Raw genomic sequence first — 20,868 nt, forward strand, 5'->3', positions numbered from 1 at the left:
GGCCTCCTACTGCCCGTCGTACGGTTGCGTGCCGTCGGTGTCGTAGCACAGCGAGGGCTTTCCGGTTCTCGACGTCAGCAGTTCCGGGGGCACCTTGGCGGCTTCGAGGTCGTCGCAGGACCAGAGGTCTTGACTACCGGCCACCTCGACCCAACCAACGTCCGTACGCTTCCAGATGGTGGCGGCTCCGCCACAAGCCTCCCAGAAGCCGACGGCCCACCCAGCCGGATCCACCGCGTCAACCCCCACGGTGACGCTGCAGGTGTCCGCCGCTCCAAGCATCGACGCGACGAAGTCGACGAAATCTTGGGGCGCGCCTGCCAGTTCGGACAGATCGCCGGTGGTCTCGATGGAGAGGGTGGGATCGAACGTCAGGAGCGGCGCTGGTGTCGGCGTCACGGCGGGAGTCGGCTCGTTGGTGTGGATCGCGGTGCTGGCGGCCGTGGTTGACGATCGCGCGGAGACGCTGGCGGCCGCCGTGGCCGATGAGGCGGAAGCCGTCACCGTTGCAGGCGTCACCTGCGACTCCGGCGAGGAGGGTGAGGTGCAGCTCGCAAGTGCGAGAGTCACGAGCACGGCAGCCACACGGGGGGTCGAGAGTCGCGGGCGCTTCCGCATGGCGGCATGGTGGCACAGGGCACGCCGATGCGTCTGTAAGACGTCAAGCAGGTCTTTCGCATCGTCGACCTGCGACCCACCTAGCAGGACACATCCTGCAGCGGTCGAGTGCCCACCGCGTCAGACCTCGAGGACGAACGTGCTCAGCGAGTCCGCCGGCAGCACCGGCCGCACGACCTGGTCGCCGACGAGGATCGAGATCGGCAGGTCGCTCCCGCCGTCGTTCTGGACGACGAGCACGAGCAAGCCGTCCGGGTTGCGGAACGCGAGCTGGTTCTCGTACCCGGTGTAGCTGAGCGTCGAGACGAGCCGGGCGCCGGGCGCGACGGCGTGGCTCACGTGCTTGAGCACGTAGTACTCGTGCGTGTACTCGTACGTGCGCGTGGCCGGGTCGACCACGACGAGCGAGTTCTGGTAGCAGCCCCATCGGATGACACCGCCGCTCTCGAGCGCGATGTTCCAGTAGTGGTAGGCCGAGGCTCCGCCGAGGAGGAACCGCGTCATGAGGTCCCAGGAGTAGCGGGCGTAGCGCCAGTCGTTGCAGCCGTCGCCGCACTCCTGCTCGGTCTGGTAGATCCGCAGCTCGGGGTGCAGGAAGGGCAGGGCGCCCTTGCCGTGCCACTGCACCCCGACGCCGGGACGGCGCCCAGGTGGAGCTCGGGAAGACCTGGGCGGCGCGGACGAACGGCACGAGGGTGTCCAGGTCGTTCGCGACGCTGAAGTGCTCGAGCTCGAGATCACCGGCGACCTCGTCGTAGGAGTACCAGTCGCGCGAGAAGTCGTTGGCGCCGACGGGCAGGCGGCCCGTGGTGAGGCCCGCGCCGACCCCCGGCGCGTAGAGCTCGCGGAAGATCTCGGTGCGCTGGGACTCTCCTCGAGGTGGGCCAGCGCAAGCCAGCCCATCTCGTTGAACGCGGCGCCGAACCCCTCGACCTCCTGGCGCTCGTCGTCGAGGCGCACGAAGACGTCGGGCATCCCGATCGGGCCGTCGGACTCGCATCGTCACCGACCGGTCCACCGCGGAGCGGCTGCTCGTCGACGCGTGAGACGCCCGACGGCGAGCGCACGCTCAGCGCGTCCGTCGCCTCACTGCACGCGAAGGTCGCCCGCCGTCGCGCTGCCGTACATCGTGGCGCCGTCGCTCACGAGGAGGCACGACACCATCCGGTGCCCGCTGTCCCAGTCGTCGAGCGTGGGAACGACCGCGTCGTAGAAGAGGTTCGTCGTGTCGACCCCGCTCGGCACCGTCATCCCGGTGCAGCTGTCCTGCGCCTGGTCCCACAGCTCGTCCTCGCCCGGGTAGGCGTTGCCGCTCGCCTCGAACTGCGACATCACCTCGGCCGTGTGGGCGTCCACGCACGGGACCTGCAGCACCGGCGCGCCGTCCCAGGTCATCTCCTCGATGCAGTTGCCCAGCGACAGCTCGGTCACCTCGATCTCCCGCGCCGAGTCGGTGTCGCCCGGGTTGCTGCCCATCACCGACCCGCCGAGCCCGCGCGCGATGAGCAGCCCGATGGTCACCATGAGGGCGATGACCTGAACGGCGCCGACCAGCACCGCCACGACCCCGGGAGTGATGCTCGCGCGCGCCGCGCGCGACCGGCTGATCGACATGGCGCCCAGCACGATCCCGACGAAGCCGACGAGCAGGCCGAGCGCGGCGCCGAGCCAGCCCAGACCCGCGCCGGGGTTGCCGGTGCGCCGGGCCGGTGGGGTGGCGGGGCCGGTGGGTGCACCGCCTCCCGGCGCGCCGGGTGCTCCGGGCGGGCGAGCGGCTGGGCTCTGCGCCGCGTACTGCGGCGCGGTGTAGGCCGTCGGCTGCTGCTGGCCGTAGCCCTGCTGCGGTGCGTACCCCTGCCGGCCGGCTGCGGGTTGCTGTCCGGCGGACGGCTGCGCCGACGGGTAGCCCTGCGGTCCGCCGGCCTGCGGCGACTGCGGGTATCCCTGCTGCGGGGCGCCCGACCACTGCGCGGAGGGCGTCGGACCCTGGGCCTGCGACTGGCTCTGCGCCGCCGGCGCGCCGGCCCCCGGCACGCCCCACGCGGAGGTGGGGGGCGTCGTCGGCTGCTGCGGCCCGGCCTGCGCACCCGGCTGGACGGGAGGTTGCGCGGGCGGGCCGGCGTCGGGGTCGCGGCCGTACGGCGTCGTCATGCGAGCAACCTACCGGCCGCGTCAGTTCACCAGGTCGGTCTCGACCTGACCCTGGGTGGACCGCACGAGGCACGCGACGGTGCGCACGCCGTCGTCCCATGCCGCCGGGCTCGGCACGAGCCACCACTCGAGGAACGCGGCGTCGTCGGTGTCGAACGCGCCGAACGCCGTCGCGCACGCCGCCTCGCCCTGCTCGACGGCGGCGTCCGGACCGGGGTAGGTGTCGACGTCGAGCGTGGTGACGTCGACGACCTGCGCGAGGTGCGGCTGCGCACACGGCACGAGCGCAAGCTCGCCGACCTCCTGCTGCGGCGGCAGGTGCTCAACGCAGTTGCCGCGCGCGAGGGCACTGGCCTGCACGGTCCGCGGCGCGTCGACGTCGCCCGGGACCGGATCCGCGGACGCCCCACCGAACCCGCCCAGCGCGGCGACGACGGCGAGCACCCCCCAGCCGATCGTCCCCAGCACGCCGAGGCCGAGCCCGACGCCGGCGATGGTCGTGCTGCGCAGCCAGCGCGTCGAGGTCCGACGCAGCCCCAGCGCGCCGAGCACCACGGCCACCGGACCGAGCCCGACGGCGCCGCTCACCACCGCGGTGACGGAGACCGGGTCCAGGGGCGGCTTGGCGATCTCGGGCATCACCTCGGCCGGGCCGACACCATGCGGGGTGGACAGGTCGGGCGGCCGCGGGCCGGTCTCGGGCGGGGCGTAGGGCGAGCGCTTCGGGTCGGTGAAGCCGTAACCCGGGGCCGGAGCCGAGGGCGGTGCAGGCGAGATCGGTGACGCCGTCGTCGGGCCGTAGGACGTGGCGCCCGGATCCGTGTGCGCCGGTGCGGGCGTGACCGGATGCGCGTACGGGCTGCGCGCGGGCGCGGCGCCGGGCGCCTGCGGCACCACGGGAACCGGCGGGACGTCCGGGCGGTCGTCCGAGGAGCGACCGCTCACGTGTCGAGCTCCAGCACGACCGGAGCGTGGTCGCTCGCGCCCTTGCCCTTGCGCTCCTCGCGGTCGATCGCCGCACCGACGACATGAGCCGCGGCCGACGGCGAGCCGTACGCGAGGTCGATCCGCATGCCCTGGCGCTTGGGGAACCGCAGCTGGGTGTAGTCCCAGTACGTGAACTGACCCTCGGTGTAGGCGCGCGTGAGCTCGGTGAAGCCGACGTCCTCGAGCGCCGTGAGCGCGTCCCGCTCGGGCGCTGTGACGTGCGTGCGGCCCTCGAAGAAGGCCGGGTCCCACACGTCCTCGTCCCGAGGCGCCACGTTCCAGTCGCCGACGAGAAGGGTGGGCGGCGCGTCGGGGCTCGTCCACTCCTTCGCCGCGTCGCGCAGCGCCGCGAGCCAGCCCAGCTTGTAGACGTAGTGCGGGTCGGCGACCTCGCGTCCGTTCGGGACGTACAGGCTCCACACCCGGACCCCGCCGCACGTGGCGCCGAGCGCCCGCGCCTCCGCCGCGGCGGGCTCTCCCCAGCCGGGCTGACCGGGGAAGGCCGGCTCGACGTCGGACACCCCGACGCGCGACGCGATCGCGACGCCGTTCCACTGGTTGAGGCCGTGGTGGACGACCTCGTAGCCGGCGGCCTCGAACGGCAGGACGGGGAACTGCGCGTCCTTGCACTTGGTCTCCTGCATCGCCAGGACGTCGACGTCCGAGCGCTCGAGCCAGGCCGTCACCCGGTCCACGCGCGCTCGGATCGAGTTGACGTTCCAGGTGGCGATCCGCATGGCTCCACCGTATCCGGGAGGACCGACGCTCACGGCTCGGCGTCGGCGTCGGCGTGCGGCAGCATGGGCACCATGCCCACCGCCCTCATCACCGGCGCGAGCGCCGGGCTCGGCCGCGAGTTCGCCTGGCAGCTTGCCGAGTCCGGACACGGCCTCGTGCTCGTCGCGCGCGGCACGGACCGGCTCGAGACGCTCGCCGCCCAGCTCCGTGCCGCGGCGCACGTCGAGGTCGAGGTGATGACGGCCGACCTCGCCCACCCTTCCGACGTCGAGCGTGTGGCCGAGCGAGTGCGCGACGGCGAGCGACCGGTCGACCTGCTCGTCAACAACGCCGGGTACGGCTTGGGTGGGTCGTTCCTGCGCACGTCCGCGCGCGAGGAGGTGGACGCCCTCACAGCCATGGTCGGCGCAGTGCTCGTGCTCTCCCGCGCCGCGTGCGACGCGATGGTGCCGCGCGGCCACGGAGCGATCGTCAACGTCGGTTCGGTCGCTGGCGTCATGACCTCCGGGACCTACTCGGCGCACAAGGCGTGGGTGCGGGTGTTCACCGAGGGGCTCGCGCGGACGCTGGCCCGCACGGGCGTCACCGCGACCGTGGTCAACCCGGGGCTCACCCGCACGGAGTTCCACGAGCGCGCAGGGTGGAAGGCGAGCGGCGCACCGGCGTTCGCGTGGCTGAGTGCGGACCGGGTGGTCGCCGACACGCTGGCGGCGGTGGCCGCGGGGAAGGCGGAGGTGACGCCGTCGCTGCGGTACCGGCTGGCGTCGTTGGGCCTGCGCCTCGCGCCGCGCTCGCTCGTGCGCCGCGTCAGCCGGCGGTTCTGAGTCGTTACTAGGCTTGCCGCCCGTGAGCACCCCGAAGGAACGTCTGGCCGAGCTCGTGAGCACCCTCGCCGTCGTGCACGGGCGGGTGACCCTCGCGTCCGGGCGCGAGGCCGACTACTACGTCGACATGCGGCGGGCGACGTTGCACCACGAGGCCGCGCCGCTGATCGGTCACCTGCTGCTGGACCGGCTCGAGGAGGAGGGCTTCGGGCCCGACGACATCGACGCCGTCGGCGGCCTCACGATGGGGGCCGACCCCGTGGCCGCGGCGATGCTGCACGCGGCCGCGTCGCGCGGGCTCGAGCTCGACGCCTTCGTCGTGCGCAAGGCCGCCAAGGAGCACGGGATGGGGCGCCAGGTCGAGGGGCCGGACGTCGCGGGTCGGCGCGTCGTCGCGCTCGACGACACCTCCACCACGGGCGGCTCGGTCCTGACTGCCGTCGAGGCGCTGCGCGCCGCGGGCGCCGAGGTGGTGGCGTGCGCCGTCGTCGTGGACCGCGACACGGGCGCGCGGGAGGCGGTCGCGGAGACGGGCCTGCCGTACATCTGGATCCTCGACACGGAGGACCTGGGGCTGCCCGCTACCCGCTGACGTCGCTGTCCCCCGCGAGAGGATCTTTGGCGTGCGCGAGAGGATCTTTGGCGAGCGCGAGAGGATCTTTGGCGTGCGCGAGAGGATCTTTGGCGTGCGCGAGAGGATCTCTGCCGCCTGCGAGAGGATCTCTGCCTCAGCGAGAGGTGGGCGACGCCGTCGTCGGCGATGTTGACCCGCCCGCGGCCCGCTCGACGAGCGCGTCGAGAGCGTCCCGGTAGCGGTCCAGGAACTCCTGCTCGAGGCCGACCGCGATCACGCGATACCGCGGCACGTAGTCCACCACCTGTCGGCACGCGAAGTCGGCGGCCCCGATCTCGGGTTCGAGTGTGCGCAGCTCGGCGAGCACATCGGCGTCCTCGTTCTCGTCCCACGAGATCGTGCCGGTGTTCTCGGGGTCGAAGGTGCTGCGCAGGTCCTTGATGGCGAGCGCTGGGCTCGCGTAGGAGTAGCCGGACTCGCGCATGCACGCGGCCCACTCGCGGTTGAGGTCGTCGAAGGCCGGGTCGTCCGCGCGCCCCTCGAAGAACCGGTCGACCTCGTCCAGCAGCGCCTGCTCGGGCGTTCCGTCGTCGAACGAGTAGCCGGACGCCTGGGACGAGCACCCTCCCTCGGACGTGGACGCGACGACGTTGCCGTCCTCGTCCCACGCGACCGCGACCGCGACGCCGTACAGCGCCTCGTCCCACGCCGCGGCAGCGGTGGGGGATGAGGGCCGACCGCCCGGCATGCCGCCGTTCCCCGACACCACGAGGTCGCCCCGGGGTGCGGGGGGGCGCGTGTAGATCCCGTACCCGTACTGCGCCATGTACTCCTCGCTGCCGGGTACGAGGCCATCCGTCACGACCGCGATGTCGGCAACCGAGGGCAGGACGGGTTCGTAGTCGAACCCCTGCTCGGTCATGCACGCGGCGACGGCGTCCTGCCAGCGACGCTGCTGGTCCACGTACTCCTGCGGGCTCTGCCCCATCGCACCCGCCCACCCCAGCAGCTGGGTCAGCGGTCCCTCGAACCCGTCGGGCTCCTCGCTCGTCACCCGGATGCCGTCGAGCACCGTGAGGTGTGGCTCGTCGCTGTCGCTGTCGCCGTCGCCGTCGCCGTCGCTCGAGCATCCGGTGGCGCTCCCCGCGACCACCAGTCCGACGGCGAGCCACGCCGTCGCGCCTCGCGCCGAGAACCTAGGGCGCCGCGTCGCGGACGTCCGGGCGCGGGCGCGGACGTGGCCGGTCCGCAGCGCGTCCAGCGGCCGGGTGGTGCTCGTCATGAGGAGGAGTATCGACCGCGGCGTGCGTTCGTGCACTGGGTTGCACGCGGCGCGACCGTGTCAGTGATCGCGAGTCACGCCGTCGTGCCTGCGCGGATCGTTACCGCTCGCCGGGAGCCTCGGGGTCCTCGGAGAGCGCCTGACCGGTCGCGACGTCGAGCGCGGCCTCACCGGGCGACGTCTTCGCCTCGCGTCGCGCGCGCCAGATCTCGACCACCATCGGCAGCACCGAGATCAGCACGATCACCACGAGCATCGCCTCGATGTTCTCCTTCACGAACGTGAGGTTGCCGAGCCCGTACCCGAGCAGCGTGATCCCGACGGTCCAGACGAACGCGCCGATCACGTTGTAGGAGACGAAGTGCCGGTAGTTCATCCGGCTCATCCCGGCGGCGACCGGCGCGTAGGTGCGGACGATCGGCACGAACCGCGCCAGCACGATCGTGCGACCGCCGTACTTCTCGAAGTAGTCGTGCGCCTGCTGGATGTACTGCGGCTTGAGGACGCGCGCGTCGGGGTTCCTGAACAGTCGGGATCCGAACTTGCGCCCGATGAAGTACGCGAGCTGGTCCCCGAGGAACGCGGCCGCGAACAGCAGCGCGAGCAGCAGCGGCAGATTGATCGTGAGCTCGTCCTGCGCCACGAGCGCCCCTGCGGTGAACAGCAGCGAGTCGCCCGGGAGGAAGGGGAACAGCAGCCCGGTCTCGATGAAGATCACGGCCACGATGCCGATGAGTGCGGCATCACCGAACCGCTCGATGAGGCTCTCGGCGTTCAGCCAGTCCGGTCCGAGCGCGACGATCTCGCCGGTGTGGGTGGACGCGTCGGCGAGCAGGGGCGCGAGATCGAGGAGGGGCACCGGACCACGGTAGCCGCGCCGGTGGGTCGAGGATCCTGCCCGTGGGCGATCTCATCACCTCTTCACACGGACCGCACACGTGCACGACGGCGCCGCCTCCTCCCGCCGACGCTCGCCGGCGCTCGGCGCGCCTCTCGAGGGTCGGTGGGGTCGGTGGGGTCGGCAGGTCGCACTCGGCGGGCGGGTGGTTGCCGCGTGTGGGCTGGACGTGGCGGTGGCGGTGGCGCGTGTGGGGCGGACGTGGCGGTGACGGTGTCCATGCAGCGTGCGCCGGGCAGACCGGAACCGCGGCTGCGGTGAACGAGGATGAGGCGTGGCCACCGAACCCGACCCCGCGCCCGACTGCGAGCACGAGCGCGACGGCGCGCTCGCCGTCGGCGTCGGGCCCTGGCCGGGCGGCCCGGCCGCCTGGCCCACCGGCGAGCACGGCGAGCTCGACGACCGCTACGACCCCGAGCTGCTCACGAACGGCGACCGCCGCAACGTGCTCGACCGCTACCGCTACTGGCGCGTCGAGGCGATCGTCGCCGATCTCGACACCCGGCGCGCACCCCTACACGTGGCGTGGGAGAACCTCACGCGCGACCTCAACATCGGCTCGGTGGTGCGTACGGCGAACGCGTACAACGTGGCGGGCGTGCACGTCGTCGGGCGGCGGCGGTGGAACCGGCGCGGGGCGATGGTGACCGACCGCTACCTGCACGTGCACCACCACGCGGGACCGGCGGAGCTGGCGCGCTGGGCGCGCGAGGCGGGGCTCGCCGTCGTCGGCCTGGACAACGTGCCCGGCTCGGTGCCGCTCGAGCGCGGCGGGCTGCCGCGCCACGCGATGCTCGTGATCGGGTCCGAGGGAACCGGGCTGAGTTCGGAGCTGCTCGCGGCCTGCGACGAGGTCCGTCACATCACGCAATACGGATCGACGCGGTCGATCAACGCCGGCGCGGCCGCGGCGATCGGGATGTACGCGTGGGCGCGCGAGCACCTTCCGCTGCCCGAGCAGCCCGAGGGGCCCGAGCAGCCCGAGCCGTCGAGCCAGCACGGGTGACGCAAGTCCCGAGCCACCCGACCTGCGACCGTGCCAGACTTGACCACGATCTGGCGATCACCCAGCGAGTACCTGAACTCAAGGAGCATCTTCCATGCCCATCGCAACCCCCGAGGTCTACGCCGAGATGATCGAGCGGGCCAAGGCCGGCTCGTTCGCTTACCCCGCGATCAACATCACCTCCTCCCAGACGGTCACGGCCGCCATCCAGGGCTTCGCCGAGGCGGAGTCCGACGGCATCATCCAGGTCTCGGTGGGTGGCGCCGAGTATGCGTCCGGCTCGACGATCAACGACCGCGTCACCGGCTCCCTCGCGCTCGCCGCGTACGCGAAGGAGGTCGCGAAGAACTACAACGTGACCATCGCGCTGCACACCGACCACTGCGTGAAGAAGAACCTCGACTCCTGGGTCAAGCCGCTGCTGGCCATCGAGGCCGAGCAGGTCAAGAACGGCGGCCTGCCCACGTTCCAGAGCCACATGTACGACGGCTCCGACGTTCCGATCGAGGAGAACCTTACGATCGCGGCCGAGCTGCTCGAGCTCTCCCAGGCGGCACGCACGATCCTCGAGATCGAGGTCGGCGTGGTCGGCGGCGAGGAGGACGGCCACGTCGCGGAGATCAACGAGAAGCTGTACACCACGGTCGAGGACGGCCTGCGTACGGTCGAGGTGCTTGGTTCGGGCGAGAAGGGCCTCTACCTCACGGCTCTGACGTTCGGCAATGTGCACGGCGTCTACAAGCCGGGTGCCGTGAAGCTGCGTCCGGAGATCCTCAAGGAGATCCAGGACGCCGTCGGCGCCAAGCTCGGTAAGGACAAGCCGTTCAACCTCGTGTTCCACGGCGGCTCGGGCTCGACCGCCGAGGAGATCTCCGCGGCCGTCGACCACGGCGTCGTCAAGATGAACATCGACACCGACACCCAGTACGCGTTCACGCGTCCCGTGGCCGGCCACATGTTCAGCAACTACGACGGCGTGCTCAAGATCGACGGCGAGGTCGGCAACAAGAAGGCGTACGACCCGCGCGCCTGGGGCAAGCTCGCCGAGGCCGGCATGGCAGCCCGCGTGGTCGAGGCTTGCCAGCAGCTGCGCAGCGCCGGGACCAAGCTGTCCTGACGAGCGATCGACTGAGCGACTGACGCACGACGTGTCTCGGGGCGGAGCGGTGACGCTCCGCCCCGAGGCGTGTCTGCAGCCGAGGTGCAGGCCGTCAGCGCCGGCCCCTCGGTGGGCTCGGCCGAGGCTGCGCCGCAGGGGAGTGGCAGGATGACGGCCGTGAGTCACGAGACCCTCGGTACCGCCGTCCCCGTCGGTCCGCCGGCGACGCTGCTGCCCGCGGACCACCCCGACCTCGCCGTCGCGGACCAGCTCGGCCTGCACGACGGCGTCGTCCGCACCGACGACGCGGCCGCCCTGCGCGCCGCCGCCGTCGCGCACCCCGACTCCTCCCTCGCGTGGGCCCTGCTCGCGCGCGCCGAGCTCGACGCCGGAGCGCACGGTCCCGACGCCGTCGCCGCCTACGCGTACGCGCGCGTCGGCTACCACCGCGGGCTCGACGCGCTGCGCCGCGCCCGCTGGCGCGGCCAGGGCCTCGTCCCCGTGAGCCACCCGAGCAACCGCGGCTTCCTCGCCGCGCTCCTCGCCCTCGGCGAGGCCGCCGCGCGGATCGGCGAGGACGAGGAGGCCGAGCGGATCGCCGAGTTCGTCGCCCAGTCCGACCCGACGGCGGCGCTCGCCCTGCGCGACGGCGTCCCCATGGGTCCGCCGGTCGAGACCGCCGGGTAGACCACCACAGCCAGCACCACCCGCACCATCGCTCACCGCATCCGACCAGGAGAAGCTCATGCCAGCAGTTGTCGTCGTCGGCGCCCAGTGGGGCGACGAGGGCAAGGGCAAGGCGACCGACCAGCTCGGTTCGCGCGTCGACTACGTCGTGAAGTTCAACGGCGGCAACAACGCGGGCCACACGGTGGTGATCGGCGACGAGAAGTACGCCCTCCACCTGCTGCCCTCGGGCATCCTCAGCCCCGGCGTCACGCCGGTGATCGGCAACGGCGTCGTGGTCGACCTCCAGGTGCTGTTCTCCGAGCTGGACCACCTCGAGACCCGCGGCATCGACGTCTCCCGGCTGCTGGTCAGCTCGAACGCGCACGTCATCCCGCCGTACAACCGCACGCTGGACAAGGTGACCGAGCGCTTCCTCGGCAAGCGCCAGATCGGCACCACGGGCCGCGGCATCGGGCCGACGTACGCCGACAAGATGAACCGCGTCGGCATCCGCATCCAGGACCTCTACGACGAGAAGATCCTGCACGAGAAGGTCGAGGGCGCCCTCGAGCTCAAGAACCAGATCCTCGTCAAGGTCTACAACCGCCGCGCGGTCACCGTCGAGGAGACCGTCGACGCGCTGCTGGCGTGGGCCGACCGGCTCCAACCGATGGTCGCGGACTGCTCGCTCGTGCTCAACCAGGCGCTGGACCGCGACGAGACGCTCCTGTTCGAGGCCGGTCAGGCGACCATGCTCGACGTCGACCACGGCACCTACCCGTTCGTCACCTCCTCCTCGGCGACCGCCGCCGGTGCGTGCACCGGCTCGGGCATCGGGCCCACCCGCATCGACTCCGTCGTCGGCGTCATCAAGGCGTACACCACGCGTGTGGGCGAGGGACCGTTCCCCACCGAGCTGCTCGACGACATGGGCGAGTTCCTGCGCAAGACCGGCGGCGAGTACGGCGTCACGACCGGGCGCTCGCGTCGCTGCGGCTGGTACGACGCCGTGATCGCGCGGTACGCCTCGCGCGTCAACGGGCTCACCGACCTCGTGCTCACCAAGCTGGACGTGCTCACCGGCCTGGAGAAGGTGCCGGTGTGCGTGGCCTACGACGTCGACGGCACCCGGTACGACGAGATGCCCGCCGACCAGAGCGCGTTCCACCACGCGGTACCGGTCTACGAGCACCTCGACGGCTGGTGGGAGGACATCTCCGGCGCCCGCACGTTCGACGACCTGCCCGCCAACGCGCAGCGCTACGTCGAGCACCTCGAGGAGATCTCGGGCACCCGGATCTCGGCGATCGGCGTCGGGCCGCAGCGCGAGGCCACCATCGCGCGGCACGACATCCTGGCCTGAGACGGGCCGGACCCTGAGCTGACCCCCGGCCGACCACCACCGCCAGCCCCACCCCCGGGACCTCCGACTTAGCGTCGAGCCCCCGCGTACGCCACCATTGCCCCGTGACGACCACGACCAGCGCTCCTGGCACTCCCTCGACGGGCCCCTCGGGCTTCTCGGGCTTCCTCGACCGGTACTTCTCGATCAGCCAGCGCGGCTCGACCATCGGCCGCGAGGTCCGCGGCGGGCTCGTGACGTTCCTCGCGATGAGCTACATCGTGGTGCTCAACCCGCTCATCATCGGCACGGTGGCGGACGGCACCGGCTCGTTCCTGGGCGGTGACGAGGCCACCTCGGTCGCCAAGGTCGCGGCCGCCACGGCGCTCGTCGCCGGCGTGATGTCGATCCTCATGGGCGTCGTCGCGCGCTTCCCGATCGCGATGGCCGCGGGGCTCGGCCTCAACGCCGTCGTCGCCTTCTCCATCGCGATGCTGCCCGACATGACCTGGGCCGACGCCATGGGCGTCGTGGTGCTCGAGGGCCTCATCATCCTCATCCTCGTGCTGACCGGGTTCCGCGAGGCGGTCTTCAACGCCGTCCCGGCCGAGCTCAAGGTTGCCATCAGCGTCGGCATCGGCCTGTTCATCGCGTTCATCGGCCTCGTCGACTCCGGTTTCGTCCGGATCCCCGCGTCGCAGGCGACCCCGGTCGAGCTCGGCATCGGCGGCTCCGTGGCGAGCTGGCCGCTCCTCGTGTTCGTCGTCGGGCTCCTCACCGCGATCGTGCTGTGGATCAAGAGGGTGCGCGGCGCGCTGCTCATCGCGATCGTCGGGGCGACGGTGCTCGCGTTCCTCGTCGAGGCGTTCGGGAAGGTTGGCTTCCGCAGCGCGGACAACCCGGGCGGGTGGAGCCTCAACGCCCCCGTCTGGCCCGACAGCCCCGTGGCCGTCCCGGACTTCTCCCTCATCGGCCAGGTCTCGCTGTTCGGCTCGATCGAGAAGGTCGGCTTCCTCACCGTCGTCCTGCTGGTCTTCACCCTCCTGCTCGCCGACTTCTTCGACACCATGGGCACGATGGTCGCGATCGGCGGCGAGGCGGGCCTGCTCGACGCCAAGGGCAACCCGCCGCGCACCCGCGAGATCCTCGTCGTCGACTCGGTCGGCGCGATCGCCGGTGGGGCCGGCTCGGTGAGCTCGAACACCGCCTACATCGAGTCCGCGGCCGGCGTCGGCGAGGGCGCCCGGACCGGGCTCGCCTCCGTCGTGACCGGCCTCGCGTTCCTGCTCACGACGTTCCTGTCGCCGATCGTCGACATGGTGCCCTTCGAGGCCGCGACGCCCGTGCTCGTGCTCGTCGGGTTCCTCATGATGACCCAGATCACCGGCATCGACTGGCGCAAGCTCGAGCTCTCGATCCCCGCGTTCCTCGTCATCATCCTCATGCCGTTCACCTACTCGATCACGGTGGGCCTCGGCGCCGGCTTTGTGTCGTTCGTCCTCATCAAGGTGCTGCTCGGCAAGGTCCGCCAGGTCCACCCGCTCATGTGGATCGCGACGGTCCTGTTCGTCCTCTACTTCATCCGCGGCCCGCTCCAGGCCTGGATCGGCTGACCTCGTGCCCTCCGCCCACGTCGAGCGCGAGCTCAAGGTTCGTCTGCCCGCGGACGCGGCGCCCGACGTCGTCGCCTCCCTCGTCGCCGACGTGCGGCGGGGCGGTGCGTCCGAGGCCGACGCGCCCGTCGGCGAGCACGCCTCGACCGAGGCGGTCGCCTCGGTCGAGGCGACGGACGCCGTCGAGCTCGTCGCGGTCTACCACGACACGCTCGACCTCCGGCTCGCGCGCTGGGGCGTGACCCTGCGCCGGCGCGAGGGCGGCGGCGACGCGGGCTGGCACCTCAAGCTGCCGCAGCCGCACGACGAGACCGCCGACGGCGTGGCGGAGCGGCTCGAGCTCGGCGCTCCGCTCTCTGCGGGTGAGGTGGGTGACCCGCCCGCCGAGCTGCACGACCTGGTCGCGGCGCTCGTCCGGGACGCACCCGTGCGCCCGCTGGCGCAGGTCCGCACGCTGCGGCGCACGTGGGTGGTGCGCGACGCCGCGGGGGCCGCGCTCGTCGAGGTCAGCGACGACGCGGTGCAGACCGCGCGGCTGGGCCTCGACGAGGCCGAGGAAGCGGCGCAACCCGAGGGCTCCGAGACCACGGACGCTCAGGACGGCCCCGGTGGCGGCATCGAGTTCCGCGAGGTCGAGGTCGAGGCGGCCACGGGAACCGACGGCCGACCGGTCGAGGGGAGCGACGCCGTGGTGGCCGCGCTCTCCGCGGCGCTCGAGGCCGTCGGCGCGACGCCGAGTCCGAGCGGCAAGGGCGTCGAGGCGCTCGGCGCGGCCGCGCTGGGCCCGGCCGACGTGGTGGTGCCGGCCGATCAGCACGGCGACGACGGCGACGGCTCGGCCCGCGAGGCGCTCCGGGCCGTGCTCGCGAGCCAGACCCAGGCGCTGCTGTGGGCCGACGTCGCGGTGCGCCTCGGCGAGCCCGACGGCGTGCACGACTTCCGCGTCGCGGCCCGCACGCTGCGCAGCGCGCTGCGTACGTTCGCGCCGCTGCTCGAGGAGGACTGGCGCGACGCGCTGCGGTCGGAGCTGTCGTGGGTGGCCGGCGCGTTCGGCGAGGCCCGCGACGCCGAGGTGCAGCGCGAGCTGCTCCAGCACGACGCCGAGCGGCTCGGGTCGGACGACGCCGAGGCCGCAGCGGGCGTCGTGGACCGGCTGCTGACCCAGCGGTACGAGACGGCGCACGCCGCCGCACTCGCGCAGCTGCGGACGCGGCGCTACCTCGAGCTGCTCGAGGCGCTCGTGGCGGCGGCGCGCGAACCGCTGACGACCGCGGTGGCGACGCACGACGTCGCGCGCGGGCTCCGGCCGCTCGTCACCGACGCCGGACGCCGGCTGCGCGGCAAGGCCGACACGCTCGACCTCGCGGTCGACGCCGAGCGGTGGCACCGCGTGCGGATCCACGCGAAGCGCGCGCGGTACGCGGCCGACGCGCTCGCCGCGACCGGCAGCAAGCGGGCACGGCGGCTGGCGAAGGCGCTCAAGAAGGTCACCACGGTGCTGGGCGACGTGCACGACGCGGCCGTGTCGCAGGAGGTGCTGCGCGACCTCGCCGCCGAGCCCGACGTGACGAGCGAGGAGGGGCTCGCACTCGGCCTGCTCATCGCGGCCGAGCGCGACAAGGAGCGCGAGCTCCAGGAGGCGTTCCTCGAGGTCTGGCCGACGGTGCGCAAGGAGCTGCGGCGGTTCGACGACTGAGGCGTCACGGCGGCGCGCTTGTGTCAGGGGCGCTCGTCGTGAGCCCGCTCGGCGTCGCGCACCGTCGAGGTCCGCACCCGCGCGGCGACGTAGCCGCACGCCACGAGCGACACGACGACCGCGCCCACGAACGTCGTCGGCAGCCCCCACCTCTCGGCGACGAGCCCGCCGACCAGCGCGCCCACGGGCATGAGGCCGTAGGACAGCGTGCGCCCGGCCCCGCCGATCCGGCCCAGCATCGCGCTGGGCGAGATCCGTTGGCGCAGCGACATCGAGACGACGTTCCCGATCGTGTTGAGGAAGCCGACCACGGTGAGTGCGCCCGCGACCGCCCATCCGGACGGCCAGAGCAGCGGGACGAGCAAAAGCAGCACGTTGACGGTGAGCGTCGTGACGAGCGTCGGCATCTCGCCGAACCGGTTCTGCACCTTCTCCGCGAGCAGCGATCCCACCACCGCACCGGCCGCCAGCCCGAGCGTGAGCAGAGGGAACTGCTGCGGCGTCAGCCCCATCGGCGACCCCGGCCCCACCGCCCACAGCACGAACACCGCGAAGTACGCGGTGCTCGCCATGTTGAGCACCGCCGAGGTGATCGTGAGCGGCCTCAGCACCGGGTGGTGCAGGAGGAACGCGAGTCCTTCGCGCACCTGACCCAGCCCCGCGCGCAGGGCGCGGGCGGGGGAGGAGGTGGGCTGCGCCGTCGTGCGCGTGCTCGTCGCCTCCGCGCGGAAGCGTCCGCGGAGCCCGACGGCGAGCACCACCGCCGCGAGCGCGGCCAGTCCCGCGGAGGTGCCGAAGGCCACGCCGGCGCCGATCGCGAGGAGCGCCCCGGCCAGGGGCGCCCCGACGAACGCGTTGGCGACCTGCTGCACGCCGAGGATGCGGCCGTTGGCGGCCGACAGGCGGTCGCGAGGGACGAGGGCGGGCACGATCGCGGTCGCACCGAGGTCGGCGAAGACCTCCGTGACGCCGTAGACCAGCACGAGGACCAGCAGTGAAGTCATCGAGAGGCGGTCGGTGGCGGCGAGCCACGCGCCGGTGGCCAGGAGCGTGGCGCGCACGAGGAGCGAGACGACCTGCACGGTGCGGCGGTCCAGCCGGTCGACGACCGCTCCGGCGACGATGCCCAGGACCAGCCACGGCAGCCACGCCGCTGCCTGGAGCAGCGAGATCTGCGCGGGCGAGGTGGTGAGGGTGAGGGCGACGAGCGGCGCGAGGGTGCCGAGCACGCCGTCGCCGAGGTTCGCCAGGCCGGTGGAGGTGAGCTGGGCCGCGAAGGGGCGGCCGAGGGGGCGGCGCGTGGGCGTGGTCTCGGGCGACACCGACGGCTCCGTTGGCTGCGGCGGGACCGGCCGCTCCGGCGACACCGATGGCTCCGGCGACACCGGCGGCTCCTGTGGGACAGGCGACCCCGACGGCTCGGGCGACACGGGACCGCGCTCGACGACCGTCTCGGCAGCAGACATGGCGGCCTCTCCTCTTCTAGACTGGCGGTGCAGAGGATCCTCTGCAAAGGAATCTATGCAAAGGTATCTCTGCATATGTCGGATGACAAGAGCGAGCGCGGCGACGTCGTGGGCCCGTCGTCGGACGAGCCGAGCCGTCGGGGCTTCTCCGTCGGCCCGGAGGCGCTCAAGGCGTTCGCGCACCCGCTGCGGATGGCGCTCTACTCCGAGCTCCAGCGCCGCGGCTCGGCGACCGCGTCGAGCCTGGCGCGGGCGCTCGGCGAGAGCAGCGGGCAGACGAGCTACCACCTGCGCCAGCTCGAGCGGCACGGGTTCGTCGAGGACGACCCGGACGCCGCCTCGGGCGGTCGCGAGCGATGGTGGCGCGCGGTCGGGTTCGACATGAGCTCTCCGGAGCTGCTGCGCGATCCGGCGACCGAGGGCGCCGCCCGCGCCCTGCTGCACCAGGTGATCGCCGAGCGGGCGGGGGCGCTCACGGCGTGGGCCAACGCACTCAAGGGCGACCTCGACGGGACCTCGGGGCTGCTGTCCTCGGGCACCCTCGTCATCACGCCGACCGAGATGGAGGAGCTGGGCGCGGAGCTCGTCGAGGTCGTCGAGCGGTACACCGACCGAGCGCGGGACCGCACACCGCCCGCCGACGCCGTCCGGGTGCGCACGCACGTCGACGTCTTCCCGCTCGAGCCGCCGGACGCACCCGACGGCGAGCCCTGACGCCGCGCCCCGGGACGTGGTGGTGGCCGTGTCCACGTGGGACGCGCGGCGGGGCGCGGTGGCGCGTCTGGGGTGGACGTGGTGGTGGCCGTGTCCACGTGGGACGCGCGGCGGGGCGCGGTGGCGCGTCTGGGGTGGACGTGGCGGTGGCCGTGTCCACGTGGGACGCGAGCCCGGCGGGAGCATCCGGCTCGGTAGGCTGACCACCCGTGAAGATCCTGCTGATCGGCTCCGGTGCCCGCGAGCACGCCCTCGCCCGTTCGCTGGCCCAGGCGGGCGCTGACCTCGTCGTCGCACCGGGCAATCCAGGCACGGCGGCCCTCGGCGAGAACCGCGCACTCGTCGCCACCGACCCGGACGCGGTCGCCGCCCTCGCGCAGGAGCTCGCGGCCGACCTCGTCGTCGTCGGCCCGGAGGCACCGCTGGTGGCGGGCGTCGCGGACGCGGTGCGCGCCGTCGGGATCCCCGTCTTCGGACCGGACGCTGCGGCAGCCCGGTTGGAGGGCTCGAAGGCGTTCGCGAAGGAGATCATGGCCGCCGCCGGCGTGCCCACCGCGCTCGCGCACGTGTGCACCACGCTCGACGAGGTTGCCGAGGCGCTCGACGCGTTCGGTGCGCCCCACGTGGTCAAGGACGACGGGCTCGCGGCCGGCAAGGGCGTCGTCGTGACCGACTCGCGCGAGGAGGCCCTTGCGCACGCGGCGGAGTGCCTCGCGAAGGTGGGCGGCGCGGTCGTCGTCGAGGAGTTCCTCGACGGTCCGGAGGTCTCGCTGTTCTGCCTGTCCGACGGCGTGACCGTCCTCCCCCTCGCCCCCGCGCAGGACTTCAAGCGCATCTACGACGGCGACGCCGGCCCCAACACCGGTGGCATGGGCGCCTACTCGCCGCTGGACTGGGCGCCCGAGGACATTGCCGAGCAGGTGGTGACGCGCGTCGCGCAGCCGACGATCGACGAGCTCGCCCGGCGTGGCGCCCCGTTCGTCGGACTGCTCTACTGCGGCCTCGCGCTGACCTCGCGAGGCCTGCGCGTCATCGAGTTCAACGCGCGGTTCGGTGACCCCGAGACACAGGTCGTTCTCGCGCGCCTGGACACCCCGCTCGACGAGGTGCTGCTCGCCGCCGCGACCGGGCGCCTGGACCAGGTGGCGCTGCACTGGCGCGACGGCGCCGCGGTCACCGTCGTGGTCGCTGCCCCTGGCTACCCGGCGGCGGTCGAGACCGGCGGCGCGCTCACCGGCCTCGACGAGGCCGAGGCGGTGCCGGGCGCCTGGGTGCTGCACGCCGGGACGGCGCTCGACGACGGCGGCGCGCTCGTCGCCTCGGGCGGTCGCGTCCTCTCGGTGGTCGGCACGGGCGCGACGCTCGCGGACGCACGCACGACGGCGTACGAGGCCCTCGCGCGCATCGGCCTGCCCGGGGGTCAGCACCGGACGGACATCGCGGCATCCGCCGAGCGCGGCGAGGTCCGCGTTCCGGACGCGACCGTCTGACGGCTCGCCGCCGGCTGACGGCCGACGTGGGGTGGCTCGGCTCGCCGTCGGGCAGGCCGCAGTCAGGCCGGGCCGGCGGATGCGACCGGGTCCGCCCCGTGCGCCGACGCCGATGCCGCCGGCGCGTGCCGGTCGAGGAACGCGTACATGTCGGCGTCGCTCACGCCGGGGAACGTCCCGGTCGGCAGCGGGCGCAGCACCTGCGCGTGCACCTGTGCGCTCGGCCACGCGTGCTCGGCCCACCGCTGCGACTGCGCGGGGTCGGGCCGCCGGCAGCACGACGGGTCGGGGCAGCGCGACTGCGTGCGGATCTTGGTGTCCCGGCCGCGGAACCACTTCGCGTGCTGGAACGGCACGCCGACCGTGATCGAGAACGTGGCCGGCGCCCCGGGCGCTGCGCCCGCCACCGTGCCGGCCGCCGAGCCCGTTTGCGTCGCGTTGAAGAACGTCCCGCCCGGGGTGTCGGTGTACTGGTGGTGCTCGGTGGTCCGGTCGCCCTTCTCGAACGCCTGCCGCGACGCCCAGTACCGGCACACCGTCTGGCCCTCGATCGTGCCCCAGGCGTCCTGCGGGAAGTCCACGCCGTCGTTCTCCCAGCCCCGGATGAGCGTGCCGTCGCCGCTCACCCACACGAAGTGCACGGGAAACCCGAGGTGGCGGGTCGCGAGGTTGGTGAACCGCTGCGCGGCGAACTGGTGCGTGATGCCGAACGTGTCGCGGAAGTCCTCGATCGCGACGTCCCGCTCGCGCTTGGCGTTCTCGAGGAACGGCACGGCGGCACCGAGTGGCACGAGCGCCGCCGCTGCGAAGTAGGTGATCTCGAGGCGTTGGCGGAGGAACTCGGCGTAGGAGGTCGGGCGCTCGTGGCCGATCAGCCGGTGCGCCATCGCCTGCAGTGCGAGCGAGCGCAGCCCGTGCCCGCCCGGGATGGACGCCGGCGGCAGGTAGATGCGCCCGTTGCGCAGGTCGGTGACGGTCCGGGTCGATGTCGGCAGGTCGGAGGTGTGGATGAGGGTGAACCCGAGCCGCTGCGCCATCCGCGCGACCGTGCGGTGCGTGACGGCGCCACCGTCGTAGCCCGCCTTGCGGATCTCCGACTCGGCGAGCTCCTCCAGCTCCGGCACGAAGTTGTCCAGGCGCTGCATGTGCAGCCGCAGCTCGGTGTTCGCGCGTCTGGCCTCCTCGGGCGTGGCCACCGACTCGCGCGCGCGCCGTTCGAGCTCGCCGTGCAGCGCCATGAGCGACTCGAGCACCTCGGTGGGGACGGCGCGCGTGGGACGAACAACCGGTGCGGCGAGGCCGCGGTACAGCGCTCCCGCCTGCGCCCGTGCGAGCTCGATCTCCAGGCGCGCGCGCCGGTCCGGCGGGGGCTCGTCGGACAGCAGGTCGGCGGTCGTCACGCCGAGCTCCCGGGCGAGCGACTGCAGCAGCGACAGGCGCGGCTCGCGGCGCCCGTTCTCGATGTGCGAGAGCTGCGAGGCCGTGGTGCCGGTCGCGTCCGCGAGGCTCGCGAGCGTGCGGCCCGAGCGGGTTCGGAAGTGCCGCAGGCGTCGGCCGAGCGTGAGGGTGTCGGAGATCGCGCCGGACGGTTCGGGCGACTTCCCGGGGTCGATGTACGGCTTGGGCGCCGTCTCGTTCGCCATGGCGCGACCATAGTGCAACTTCCGCTGAAGTTGCATCGGGAACGGGGTGGTCGAGGGG

At 72.8% G+C, this 20,868-nt stretch carries 19 protein-coding genes and 1 pseudogene; 10 read left to right on the top strand and 10 right to left on the bottom strand.

Features of this window, described 5'->3' with window-relative positions:
- Nucleotides 1-6: 6 nt before the first annotated feature.
- From FH969_RS01715 to FH969_RS01735, 6 genes and pseudogenes are all read right to left on the bottom strand, one after another.
- Entirely contained in the window at nucleotides 7-504 is a 498-nt protein-coding gene (locus FH969_RS01715) for a hypothetical protein (protein ID WP_139985674.1), read from the bottom strand.
- A 234-nt stretch (nucleotides 505-738) separates the two neighbouring features.
- Complete coding sequence (locus FH969_RS15055) at nucleotides 739-1,245, bottom strand: glycoside hydrolase family 30 beta sandwich domain-containing protein (RefSeq protein WP_180359618.1); 507 nt, start codon at nucleotides 1,243-1,245, stop codon at nucleotides 739-741.
- Between the two features lie 94 nt (nucleotides 1,246-1,339).
- Nucleotides 1,340-1,618 (bottom strand): annotated as a pseudogene (locus tag FH969_RS16105) (hypothetical protein); the annotation flags it as partial.
- A gap of 86 nt (nucleotides 1,619-1,704) precedes the next feature.
- Nucleotides 1,705-2,769 carry a septum formation family protein gene (locus tag FH969_RS01725; protein ID WP_139985677.1) on the bottom strand — a complete coding sequence of 355 codons (1,065 nt, stop codon included), beginning with the start codon at nucleotides 2,767-2,769 and terminating at the stop codon, nucleotides 1,705-1,707.
- 21 nt (nucleotides 2,770-2,790) lie between these two features.
- On the bottom strand, nucleotides 2,791-3,714 hold the full coding sequence (locus FH969_RS01730; protein WP_139985679.1) for a septum formation family protein: 924 nt from the start codon (nucleotides 3,712-3,714) through the stop codon (nucleotides 2,791-2,793).
- Nucleotides 3,711-4,493, bottom strand: a complete 783-nt coding sequence (locus tag FH969_RS01735) for an exodeoxyribonuclease III (protein WP_108718379.1) — start codon at nucleotides 4,491-4,493, stop codon at nucleotides 3,711-3,713. The genes FH969_RS01730 and FH969_RS01735 overlap by 4 nt, the downstream gene beginning before the upstream one ends.
- A gap of 72 nt (nucleotides 4,494-4,565) precedes the next feature.
- Here FH969_RS01735 and FH969_RS01740 point away from each other — a divergent pair, with 72 nt between their 5' ends.
- Nucleotides 4,566-5,318: an SDR family NAD(P)-dependent oxidoreductase gene (locus FH969_RS01740; protein ID WP_139985681.1), complete on the top strand. Its 753-nt coding sequence runs from the start codon at nucleotides 4,566-4,568 to the stop codon at nucleotides 5,316-5,318.
- 22 nt (nucleotides 5,319-5,340) lie between these two features.
- Nucleotides 5,341-5,910, top strand: coding sequence for an orotate phosphoribosyltransferase (gene pyrE / locus FH969_RS01745; protein ID WP_234417865.1), 570 nt, complete (start codon nucleotides 5,341-5,343; stop codon nucleotides 5,908-5,910).
- 136 nt (nucleotides 5,911-6,046) lie between these two features.
- Here pyrE and FH969_RS01750 read toward each other — a convergent pair whose 3' ends face one another.
- Complete coding sequence (locus FH969_RS01750) at nucleotides 6,047-7,174, bottom strand: hypothetical protein (protein WP_139985684.1); 1,128 nt, start codon at nucleotides 7,172-7,174, stop codon at nucleotides 6,047-6,049.
- A gap of 100 nt (nucleotides 7,175-7,274) precedes the next feature.
- On the bottom strand, nucleotides 7,275-8,033 hold the full coding sequence (locus FH969_RS01755; RefSeq protein ID WP_246071642.1) for a VTT domain-containing protein: 759 nt from the start codon (nucleotides 8,031-8,033) through the stop codon (nucleotides 7,275-7,277).
- Nucleotides 8,034-8,346: 313 nt separating this feature from the next.
- Here FH969_RS01755 and FH969_RS01760 point away from each other — a divergent pair, with 313 nt between their 5' ends.
- From FH969_RS01760 to FH969_RS01785, 6 genes are all read left to right on the top strand, one after another.
- Nucleotides 8,347-9,078, top strand: a complete 732-nt coding sequence (locus FH969_RS01760) for a TrmH family RNA methyltransferase (RefSeq protein ID WP_139985686.1) — start codon at nucleotides 8,347-8,349, stop codon at nucleotides 9,076-9,078.
- Nucleotides 9,079-9,172: 94 nt separating this feature from the next.
- On the top strand, nucleotides 9,173-10,195 hold the full coding sequence (fbaA, locus tag FH969_RS01765; protein ID WP_139985688.1) for a class II fructose-bisphosphate aldolase: 1,023 nt from the start codon (nucleotides 9,173-9,175) through the stop codon (nucleotides 10,193-10,195).
- Nucleotides 10,196-10,354: 159 nt separating this feature from the next.
- Nucleotides 10,355-10,864: a DUF3151 family protein gene (locus tag FH969_RS01770; protein WP_376783441.1), complete on the top strand. Its 510-nt coding sequence runs from the start codon at nucleotides 10,355-10,357 to the stop codon at nucleotides 10,862-10,864.
- 58 nt (nucleotides 10,865-10,922) lie between these two features.
- The gene (locus FH969_RS01775; RefSeq protein ID WP_108718373.1) at nucleotides 10,923-12,209 is read left to right on the top strand and encodes an adenylosuccinate synthase; all 1,287 of its coding nucleotides are present in this window, start codon (nucleotides 10,923-10,925) and stop codon (nucleotides 12,207-12,209) included.
- A gap of 104 nt (nucleotides 12,210-12,313) precedes the next feature.
- Entirely contained in the window at nucleotides 12,314-13,801 is a 1,488-nt protein-coding gene (locus tag FH969_RS01780; protein ID WP_108718372.1) for an NCS2 family permease, read from the top strand.
- Nucleotides 13,802-13,805: 4 nt separating this feature from the next.
- The gene (locus FH969_RS01785) at nucleotides 13,806-15,497 is read left to right on the top strand and encodes a CYTH and CHAD domain-containing protein (RefSeq protein ID WP_139985692.1); all 1,692 of its coding nucleotides are present in this window, start codon (nucleotides 13,806-13,808) and stop codon (nucleotides 15,495-15,497) included.
- Between the two features lie 23 nt (nucleotides 15,498-15,520).
- Here the strand turns inward: FH969_RS01785 and FH969_RS01790 are convergent, their stop codons facing one another.
- Nucleotides 15,521-16,819, bottom strand: a complete 1,299-nt coding sequence (locus FH969_RS01790; RefSeq protein ID WP_180359619.1) for an MFS transporter — start codon at nucleotides 16,817-16,819, stop codon at nucleotides 15,521-15,523.
- A gap of 219 nt (nucleotides 16,820-17,038) precedes the next feature.
- Between FH969_RS01790 and FH969_RS01795 the strand changes: the two genes are divergently transcribed.
- Together FH969_RS01795 and purD are read left to right on the top strand one after the other, a co-directional pair.
- Entirely contained in the window at nucleotides 17,039-17,677 is a 639-nt protein-coding gene (locus FH969_RS01795) for a winged helix-turn-helix domain-containing protein (protein WP_139985696.1), read from the top strand.
- A gap of 209 nt (nucleotides 17,678-17,886) precedes the next feature.
- The gene (gene purD / locus FH969_RS01800; RefSeq protein WP_139985698.1) at nucleotides 17,887-19,167 is read left to right on the top strand and encodes a phosphoribosylamine--glycine ligase; all 1,281 of its coding nucleotides are present in this window, start codon (nucleotides 17,887-17,889) and stop codon (nucleotides 19,165-19,167) included.
- A 62-nt stretch (nucleotides 19,168-19,229) separates the two neighbouring features.
- On the opposite strand, the gene FH969_RS01805 is transcribed toward purD, so the two are convergent.
- Entirely contained in the window at nucleotides 19,230-20,810 is a 1,581-nt protein-coding gene (locus FH969_RS01805; RefSeq protein ID WP_139985700.1) for a helix-turn-helix domain-containing protein, read from the bottom strand.
- Nucleotides 20,811-20,868: the final 58 nt, after the last annotated feature.

It is taken from the genome of Miniimonas arenae (assembly GCF_006351005.1).
Taxonomy (GTDB): Bacteria; Actinomycetota; Actinomycetes; order Actinomycetales; family Beutenbergiaceae; genus Miniimonas; species Miniimonas arenae.

What these genes read in the sequence shown, in the direction of transcription:
- FH969_RS01725 (WP_139985677.1), bottom strand. Translation starts at nt 2,769, where the DNA reads ATGACGACGCCGTACGGCCGCGACCCCGACGCCGGCCCGCCCGCGCAA.
- FH969_RS01735 (WP_108718379.1), bottom strand. Translation starts at nt 4,493, where the DNA reads ATGCGGATCGCCACCTGGAACGTCAACTCGATCCGAGCGCGCGTGGAC.
- FH969_RS01740 (WP_139985681.1), top strand. Translation starts at nt 4,566, where the DNA reads ATGCCCACCGCCCTCATCACCGGCGCGAGCGCCGGGCTCGGCCGCGAG.
- FH969_RS01750 (WP_139985684.1), bottom strand. Translation starts at nt 7,174, where the DNA reads ATGACGAGCACCACCCGGCCGCTGGACGCGCTGCGGACCGGCCACGTC.
- fbaA (WP_139985688.1), top strand. Translation starts at nt 9,173, where the DNA reads ATGCCCATCGCAACCCCCGAGGTCTACGCCGAGATGATCGAGCGGGCC.
- FH969_RS01775 (WP_108718373.1), top strand. Translation starts at nt 10,923, where the DNA reads ATGCCAGCAGTTGTCGTCGTCGGCGCCCAGTGGGGCGACGAGGGCAAG.
- FH969_RS01795 (WP_139985696.1), top strand. Translation starts at nt 17,039, where the DNA reads ATGTCGGATGACAAGAGCGAGCGCGGCGACGTCGTGGGCCCGTCGTCG.
- FH969_RS01805 (WP_139985700.1), bottom strand. Translation starts at nt 20,810, where the DNA reads ATGGCGAACGAGACGGCGCCCAAGCCGTACATCGACCCCGGGAAGTCG.